Source organism: uncultured Odoribacter sp. (genome assembly GCF_937966165.1).
GTDB lineage: Bacteria > Bacteroidota > Bacteroidia > Bacteroidales > Marinifilaceae > Culturomica.
The window spans coordinates 1-8,468 of the sequence record NZ_CALCLB010000018.1; the positions used below are offsets into that span (position 1 = coordinate 1).

Annotated in this window: 5 protein-coding genes; 3 read left to right on the top strand and 2 right to left on the bottom strand. The window is 37.0% G+C overall.

The window, feature by feature from the left end:
* Positions 1-24: 24 nt before the first annotated feature.
* Both Q0465_RS09340 and Q0465_RS09345 read right to left on the bottom strand, forming a co-directional pair.
* Positions 25-975 (bottom strand): WG repeat-containing protein, encoded by a 951-nt coding sequence (locus Q0465_RS09340; protein WP_298615456.1) that lies wholly within the window; start codon positions 973-975, stop codon positions 25-27.
* 533 nt (positions 976-1,508) lie between these two features.
* Positions 1,509-4,307, bottom strand: a complete 2,799-nt coding sequence (locus Q0465_RS09345) for a hypothetical protein (protein WP_298615459.1) — start codon at positions 4,305-4,307, stop codon at positions 1,509-1,511.
* A gap of 388 nt (positions 4,308-4,695) precedes the next feature.
* Between Q0465_RS09345 and Q0465_RS09350 the strand changes: the two genes are divergently transcribed.
* The 3 genes from Q0465_RS09350 (at position 4,696) to ahpF (ending at position 8,288) form a co-directional block, all read left to right on the top strand.
* Complete coding sequence (locus Q0465_RS09350) at positions 4,696-5,859, top strand: OmpA family protein (RefSeq protein WP_298615462.1); 1,164 nt, start codon at positions 4,696-4,698, stop codon at positions 5,857-5,859.
* Positions 5,860-6,073: 214 nt separating this feature from the next.
* Positions 6,074-6,640, top strand: a complete 567-nt coding sequence (ahpC, locus tag Q0465_RS09355; RefSeq protein ID WP_298615463.1) for an alkyl hydroperoxide reductase subunit C — start codon at positions 6,074-6,076, stop codon at positions 6,638-6,640.
* Positions 6,641-6,734: 94 nt separating this feature from the next.
* A complete protein-coding gene (gene ahpF / locus Q0465_RS09360) occupies positions 6,735-8,288 on the top strand; it encodes an alkyl hydroperoxide reductase subunit F (protein WP_298615464.1) in 1,554 nt (517 codons plus the stop codon).
* The last annotated feature ends 180 nt before the right edge of the window (positions 8,289-8,468 follow it).

Consider the following 8,468-nt stretch of genomic DNA (forward strand, 5'->3'; position numbering starts at 1 on the left):
ATTTGGTATACATAAGGCTTTATTTTAAAGTTCATTTATTAAAATTCCAAAAAAGTAATTGATTCGATGAAGAGGAATCCGATTTCCTTCTTTATCAATCGTATCGTTAAAATAAGTCAGGCTGACCTCCGCCTTTTCATTGTGGAAATCGGAAGCGGAATTAAATTTAGGGGGAATCAACAATTCTCCGTTGAAGCCGATATAGCCGGATTTACCATCTTTTATAACGCTGGCCAGACTTTCGCTGAAGCTGCCGATAGAATCGTAGGGAAGACTTCTGCTTTCCTGTGTAATGCTATTGTAAATACCCCATTTCCCGTTTTGTTTAAAAGGAATGATCGGTCGTTCGCTTTTTTGAATCCGTTCGTATTTTAAAGGAAGGAGAGTTTCCCCTTGCAGATTGTACAAACCGTAAACAGAATCTTTTTTAACCCATATATAAATGTCAAAAAATTCCATCCGTTCGTAAACAAAGTCCAGCACTACTTTATTCTCTATATTGATACAACCGTATCTTTTTCCGTCTTTACTGACTGCGGTTTGTCCGTTCCGGTTAAAATCAAACAAAACTTGACTATAAACAAAGGGGATAACGATTTCATTCTTTTTATTGATCCAGCCGTATTTCCCGTTTTGCAGAGCCAGGGCTAATCCAAAATCATTGAATAGATTCAGATCGTCATAAACGGGAGGAATAATCCATTTCCCTGTGGTATCTACATAACCCTTTTTCTCCTCCTTTACTACCCGGGCGATTCCATAATGGAAAGTGTCAATTGTTTCGTAAAGGAGGGGAAACAGAACTGTTCCTTTCGAATTCATAATTCCCATTTTTTGATTTTTTTCGATGATTTGAACGCGGTTGTAGCGTGAGACTACCCGGTAATCTTTTCGGGCCAACAGAAAATGTATCCCAATGAGATTGCTTAGGATTACAGCCATAAGGATACTTCCGAAGATCATTGTTTTTTTCATAGCATTTACAATTTTGATATTAAAGATACTTTTAGAAATTCTGCTTATCAGCATTCTATGGAACCTGTTAATAACAATACCGTTGGAGGAAAATTCCTTCGTTTATATTATTTATTGTTTCTTCCGGATTCCACGAAATGGATATTTTCATATTTCTGTTTATAGGTAAACAGAATACTGAACAGAAAACTGTAATTGAAACTATTCTTCTCATATTCTTTTCATTTAATAGTTTATTAGTTGAATTGTGTGGCAGAATTCCGTTTAAAAAACGGTCATACTGCTCTTTAGAACAATACAAAAGAATAGATTATTCCGATCTCTTTATTTTCGAAATCCCCTTACATTCTTCTTTGTTTCACTTACAAATTTGAAAAAATCAGATAGATTAATACCGGGAAAAGCTAGGTCTCCCGGTAGTATAAATAATGAGTAAAATATTGATAATCAAATTATTGATTATTATAGGAAAGTCTTTTATGTAAATTCGTTTTAACTACCTTTATCTGTCGCCTATCGTAAATAGTTTAATTTTATATCTTAATTCGTTCACAGAATAACTGTACCAGAGGATTTTCTCTGATTTCCGGATGTGCTGTACAGATTTTTTTTACAGTTTCCCGGATTGAATATTTGGTTTTGTTAATATAAGTGTTTACTTTATCTCCTGATAATTCAAGGGCCTTTACTATTTTGGACGTTTCAATTTCAGGGAGGAAAAGAAGAACTGCTACATAAAACCGATCTTTGTTATCCCCTTTTTCTCTTCCAAAGAAAGGAAATATTTTTTTTAATTCGGGACATTTTTTATCTATAAAATCTTTACAGTATATTTTTATTTGAGAAGATTTATAATTTCTTCTGATCATTTCTTCCAATTCGTGTATACTTGCTTCAATTTCAGGCAGGGGCAGAGTTGTCTTCTGTAGATTTTCGTTTTGAATCCGGTCCCTGTAAATATTTTCGAGAGCTGTAATATCGTCTAACAAAGATTCGGCGTAAGTTAAAGTATAATATTTGCTACCGGCTTTTATTTTATTCTTTTTTTCCAATGTATCTGAATATTTGGCAATCTCTGTTTCTTCCGCTATGTGAGGATAATCTTTCAAATTTTCAAGTCTGCTTTGGGCTTGCTGAAGATAAATTTCGATTTGTTCCTTTACTTTTAGAACAGCCTTGTCCATTTCTCCTTTCAATTGATTCAGCTTTTCTTTCCATTGAAGAAGGGCTGAAATTTTTATACTTTTATTAGAAGCCAGATACTGTTTGAGTTCATGATGGACATTTTTGGTTTTGCGAAATAAATCCTCTTGTTTTTCTATTCTCACCTGTTCCTGAATACGATTAGGTAACATTTCAAGATAATTCAGGTATTCTATTAATTGCTCTTTCCTGTTCTTTTGATTTTTCAGATAGATGATCCACGTATAAATTGTTATAATGAAAAACAGGGATATAATAAAAAATAAGAGAGAGCCTAAAAAACGGAAATCTGTCTCTTCTTCTATTGCAATAGGTTTCAGGGAGTGATTATCCTTATATTCAAACAATCCGAATCGGGAACCCAGAATCGTTTTTTGAGGAGACAGGGCGATCCGGGTCTTGTCGAAAGGAATGTCTTTAAACGAAACAATATCCAGATCTGGATTCCGGTCGGCTGCATTGATAGGACCTGAGAGCAATCCATGGTAATACAATACCAGACAGTCGGATGCATCCGGGTCGCATTGTATCGAGCGGACATAGCGCTCATCCGGAACCGGGAGATAGGACAGAGAATCTCCGTTCAATCTGTATATCCCTTGGGAAGTCAGAATAGTCAATTTTCCTAGATGCGACATTAAACCCAGGGCACTTCCCCGTTTTTCGACAACAGATATTTTAGAAAATACAGTATCTTCCGGACCTTTTTTAAATAAGCCTTTATTCAGGGTCGTAAAATAGATGGTGTGATCTTTATCCTCCAGCATATCGGTGACATAGAGATCTTTATTTTCCAGGGTTCCCTTTATCAGTATCGGAATAGGATGTAAAGAATCTCCTTCTTCTTCGGTACGGATAAAACTCAGGTCCCTGCGGGTACCGACGTACAGTTTTTTCCCTGTTGTATAAAGCAGGGAGCGGAAATCATTATTTTCCTTATCTCCAAACCTTTTGACGAGCAGGGCTTCCCGGTTCTTGATTTTATAAAGGGATTTGTCTGTTGCCAGATAGAAGATATCCTTTCCGGTTTGAATAAACTTGATAATATCATTTTCCAGTTGCAGATTTTTAATTTTTCCCAGGGCTTTTGATTGGTAACTGGAAGAAGAAAAAGAATAGCTATGGAGACGAAGATCACTGGTCAGAAAATAAATAAGATCCCCGTCATTCTTTTTGGGGGTAACTGCAATTACATTGGCGACCTTTCCCGACAGATTCTGATGTTTAGGGAAAGCGACCAATTCTTCCCTGTAGGCAACATAAAAATAATCCCGGGTCATCAGGCTGATTTGTTTTCCTTTTATGCTAATGCCTCCCGGAAGCAGATATTTACAATACTGATTCCCTTTTTGGTAGATTAAATAATCTTTGGCTAAAAACCATTCGGTATCTTCGCTTTTTTCACAAGCGTAGTATTTCGGAGAACTTATTTTTACCAAAGGATAGTGGTATAAACTTTTTTTTACGATAGCATTTTCTGTTAATGCGTAAATTGTATCCTGAGCGAGGCTTAAATTATGGATGCGTTTCCCTTTCAGCAATTCTTTCGTTTGATTCTGACTGTAAGCATAAAAACCGGAATCTGCAGCTATATAAAGAGTGTCTTTATACTGGATAATTTTGTTGATTCCGGAATGAGAATTGGAATTTAATAAAAAAGGAGTGATTTCCCCCGGAGCCGGAGAATTTTGTAAATTCAGCCGATAACATCCGTTGCTACTTGCCAGGTATAAGATTTGACCTGAACGATCAGCTGTTATGTGATAGACTGCATAATGGTGATCTTTGCCTTTAATTGTATATTCCTGGCTGATTTGGTATTGTCCATTCCGGAAAGTAATCAGTTTGAGACCTTCATCTCTTATTCCGATGAAAAGGGAATCAGGACGATAGGCAAAAACATCGTAAATACGGTTATTCCCTGCAGAGAAGCGTTTTTGTTCGTCTTTATCTTTGATAATCAGGTCTCCGTTTTCTAAACCTATATACAATACATCTTTATCCTGATTAATAGAAGAGATAGAAGCGTTAAACGTATATTTAATATGCGTTAGCTCGTTCGGTTTGGAGAAGGGAGAAGTACAGGCACCTAATCCGAAGAAAAATAGAAAAAATATTTTTAAATTCATGAGGACTAAAATAAATAGCAGACTTTTTTATCACATTTGTTCAAAAATAAGATTTTAATATAATTTATGCAAAATAAATTTATATTATGGCTTTATAATCTTAATTTTATGAGTATAATATACTGTAATCCAATATTTTGTTTTGGTATAAATCTTCTTTTCTCATTTTAAGTTAAAAATAATGATTCCAGTTTATTAAAGTTTGTAAAATTTGTATACTTTTGTACCATAAATCTAGTATTTTGGGAACGAATTGGTTCGGGTGTGCAGAGAAAAATTTTCAATCCAGACATTTATTTGTTTCCCAAAATTTGTTCATGTGAACAATAAAAGCTATTCAAGAATTTTATAAAGGATTTATATAAGCTGAATTTAAAAACAAATTAGTATGAAAAAAAGTGTTTTATTGTTTTGTATGATTTTGGGAATGTGTGCTGTTGTTTCTGCTCAGGAGACAGTGGGTGCTAAATTGCCTGGCTATAAAACAACTTTCGAAGCCAGAAGATTTTGGCAAGATTGGTATATTGGGGCAAATTTTGGAGGTAATGCATTGTTTGCAGAGCATTTTAAAGATGCCAAATTTAAAAATACGATTACCTTTATGCCTGCGATAACTGTAGGAAAATGGTTTAATCCTTGGTGGGGAGTGCGTTTACAAGGTGGGGGCGGATCTCTTCATGGATTCGGACCGGGTGCGAATGAGATGCTTCACATGCATTATATGTATGCACATGCTGATTTTACATTGGGTTTGATTAATTTCTTTGCCAAATATAAGGAAAATCGTAAATTCGATATCGTACCGTTTATCGGAATCGGAGGAATGACGCGTAAAAAAGATCAGTCTTTTATTATTGATGCAGGTATTCAGGCCCGTTATGATATTGACCCGCGTTGGAGTGTAAATGTGGAATTCAAAGGAATGATCCTGGACGACGATTTAGTGAGCAGAGGTGGTTTTCCGAATGACGGTATTGGAGGATTAAGTGTGGGTGTTTCTTATCGGTTTAATAAGAAAGCATTTAAGGCTGTTGACATGGCTGCTGTCCGTTTGCAAGGGGAACAACTAGTCGGTTTAGAAAAGAAAGTATCTACGCTGGAAGGAGAGAATACCCGCTTGAATGATCAGATTGATAATCTGAAAAATCAGAACACGAGATTGAATGGAGAGATACAGGATTTAGAACAGGAAATTGCTAAAGTAAAGAAAGCTTATGCAGAAGAATCTCCTATTCCTGTAACTATTCCATTTGGATTTAACCGGAGCAAAGTCGAAAATGTATATCAGGTATTGATCTATAATTTGGCTGTTTATATGAAGAACCATCCGGATAGCCGGGTGCGTATTGTAGGTTATGCAGATAAATTCGGTACCCGTGAAGTAAATTTGAAAATTTCAGAAAAACGGGCTAAAGCTGTAGCAAAAGTATTGACCGACAAATACGGTATCTCAGCAGACCGTATCGATGTACAATTCAAAGGAAAAGATGAAAGCTTCTACAAAGACGATAATAAATGGAATCGTTGTGCTGTGGCTGAAATCATAAGATAATTTTTCAGTAATAAATTGAAAACTGCCGGAGATTTCCGGCAGTTTTTTTATGTCTTAACTTTTTAATCTTTTATTCTTCTTGGACTTAGAGATTGATATTTACTTTTTCTATATAACTATAAATTATTTCAATTGAAATTGTTGTATATATCGAAAAAATTGATATATTTTTGTATTGAAAAGAAAAAACAAAAACAATTTAATACAAATAATTATGGAATCAATTATCAATTCTCAATTACCTGAATTTAAAGTTCAGGCTTATCAGAACGGAAGTTTCAAAACCGTAAGCAGCGAAGATGTAAAAGGGAAATGGGCCGTTTTTTTCTTTTATCCTGCAGATTTTACATTTGTATGTCCGACGGAGCTAGTAGACATGGCTGAAAAATACAGTCAATTTCAAGACATGGGAGTTGAAATTTATTCAGTAAGTACGGATTCTCATTTTGTACATAAGGCTTGGCACGATGCTTCAGAAAGTATACGCAAGATTAAGTATCCGATGTTGGCTGATCCTACAGGAGCTTTAAGCCGTGCGTTCGGAGTCATGATAGAGGAAGAAGGTATGGCATACAGGGGAACTTTTGTTGTAAACCCGGAAGGAAAGATTAAGGTGGCAGAGATTCATGACAATAATATTGGCCGTGATGCCAGTGAATTATTGCGGAAAGTGGAGGCTGCACAGTTTGTTGCGACTCATGATGGGGAAGTTTGTCCTGCTAAATGGAAAAAAGGGGAGGCAACTTTAAAACCGAGCATTGACCTGGTTGGTAAAATTTAAAGCGGGTACAGGAGGGCCGGTTAAATACCGGTCTTTTTTATATCTTTTTGTTGAACGGGAAAGTTACCGGAATAAATAATATTAAATAAGAAATATGTTAGAAGAGACATTAAAAGAACAGTTGCGTAGTATTTTTGCGGGACTGGAAGCCAAATATACGTTTGATATCACCGTATCTCCTCAGCATGAAAACAAAGAGGAGCTACTGGCTCTTTTGCAGGACGTAGCAGATTGTTCGGATCACCTTGAATTACGGATAAAAGAGGGAGAGGGTTTGCGATTTGTTTTACTGAAAAACGGAGAAGAGACAGGAATACAATTTAGAGGAGTTCCCAACGGACATGAATTTACTTCTTTACTTATGGCTATTTTAAACAGCGAAGGAAAAGGAAAAAATTTACCGGATAAGGGTATTTGTAAGCGGATTGCTGCCTTGAGCGGGCCCATACATTTGACGACTTATGTGTCATTGACCTGCACCAATTGTCCGGATGTCGTACAGGCCTTGAATGTAATGGCTATTTTAAATCCGGCTATCCGTCATGAAATGGTGGATGGGGCCATTTGTCAGACTGAAGTAGAGGAGAAAAAAATACAGGGGGTACCTTCTGTTTTTGCTAACGGGGAATTGATACATGTGGGCCGGGGAGAGTTAGGGGAATTGTTGGAAAAATTGGAAGCGCATTATGGTCGTAAAGCGGAAGCTGGTGAAACGGAGAGCCGGAAATATGATGTAGTTGTCGTCGGGGGCGGGCCTGCGGGGGTTTCGGCTGCTATCTATTCTGCCCGGAAAGGTTTAAAAGTGGCGGTAATTGCTGAACGTATCGGAGGACAGGTAAAAGAAACGGTCGGAATTGAAAATTTAATTTCTGTACCGGAAACGACGGGTAATCAATTAGCGATGGATTTAAAAGCTCATATGCAGCATTATCCGATCGACTTATTTGAGCATCGGAAAGTAGAAAAACTGGAGATTCTGAATAAAGAGAAAATCATAGAGGCGTCCGGAGGTGAAAAATTTGTAACTCCTGCTTTAATTATAGCTACCGGAGCAAGCTGGAGGCGATTGAATATAGCCGGCGAATCGGAGTATATAGGTAAGGGGGTTGCTTTTTGTCCCCATTGCGATGGACCCTTTTACAAAGGGAAGCATGTGGCTGTGATCGGCGGGGGAAATTCCGGTATAGAAGCTGCTATTGATCTGGCGGGTATTTGCCAGAAAGTGACTGTCTTTGAATTTTTAGAAGAATTGAAAGCGGATCAGGTTTTGCAGGAAAAGGTAAAAAGCTTGCCTAATGTCGATATTTTTGTGAGTTCGCAGACGACAGAAGTTGTGGGGGATCAGGAAAAAGTAAAAGGTATAAAGGTAAAAAACCGGCAAACCAACGAAGAGCGGACAATAACATTAGACGGAATTTTTGTACAGATCGGTTTAGCTGCCAATAGCGGAATATTCAAAAATATAGTGGAAACGAACCGTATCGGCGAAATTGTGATAGATGCACATTGCCGTACTGCTGTCCCGGGGATTTATGCAGCCGGAGATGTTTCGACTGTACCTTATAAACAAATCATTATTTCTATGGGAGAAGGAGCCAAAGCGGCTTTATCGGCCTTCGAAGACCGGATCCGGGGAGTATTGGATTGAGGGGAGAGTTCAAAATATGCTGGAATGTTCAATTGTTTAAATGTTTAAAAAGTATAAATACGTATATTACCCGTTTCCGGACAAACGCTCCTTAGACAAAATTTCAGAATAAAACGGTCCGGACATTAGTTCTGCCCATCCTGTTACTATCCCCTTTATACATTTGAACAATTGAACATT

Excerpts from the sequence above, each read along its gene's own strand:
- Q0465_RS09340 (WP_298615456.1), bottom strand. The coding sequence starts at position 975 with ATGAAAAAAACAATGATCTTCGGAAGTATCCTTATGGCTGTAATCCTA.
- Q0465_RS09345 (WP_298615459.1), bottom strand. The coding sequence starts at position 4,307 with ATGAATTTAAAAATATTTTTTCTATTTTTCTTCGGATTAGGTGCCTGT.
- Q0465_RS09350 (WP_298615462.1), top strand. The coding sequence starts at position 4,696 with ATGAAAAAAAGTGTTTTATTGTTTTGTATGATTTTGGGAATGTGTGCT.
- ahpC (WP_298615463.1), top strand. The coding sequence starts at position 6,074 with ATGGAATCAATTATCAATTCTCAATTACCTGAATTTAAAGTTCAGGCT.
- ahpF (WP_298615464.1), top strand. The coding sequence starts at position 6,735 with ATGTTAGAAGAGACATTAAAAGAACAGTTGCGTAGTATTTTTGCGGGA.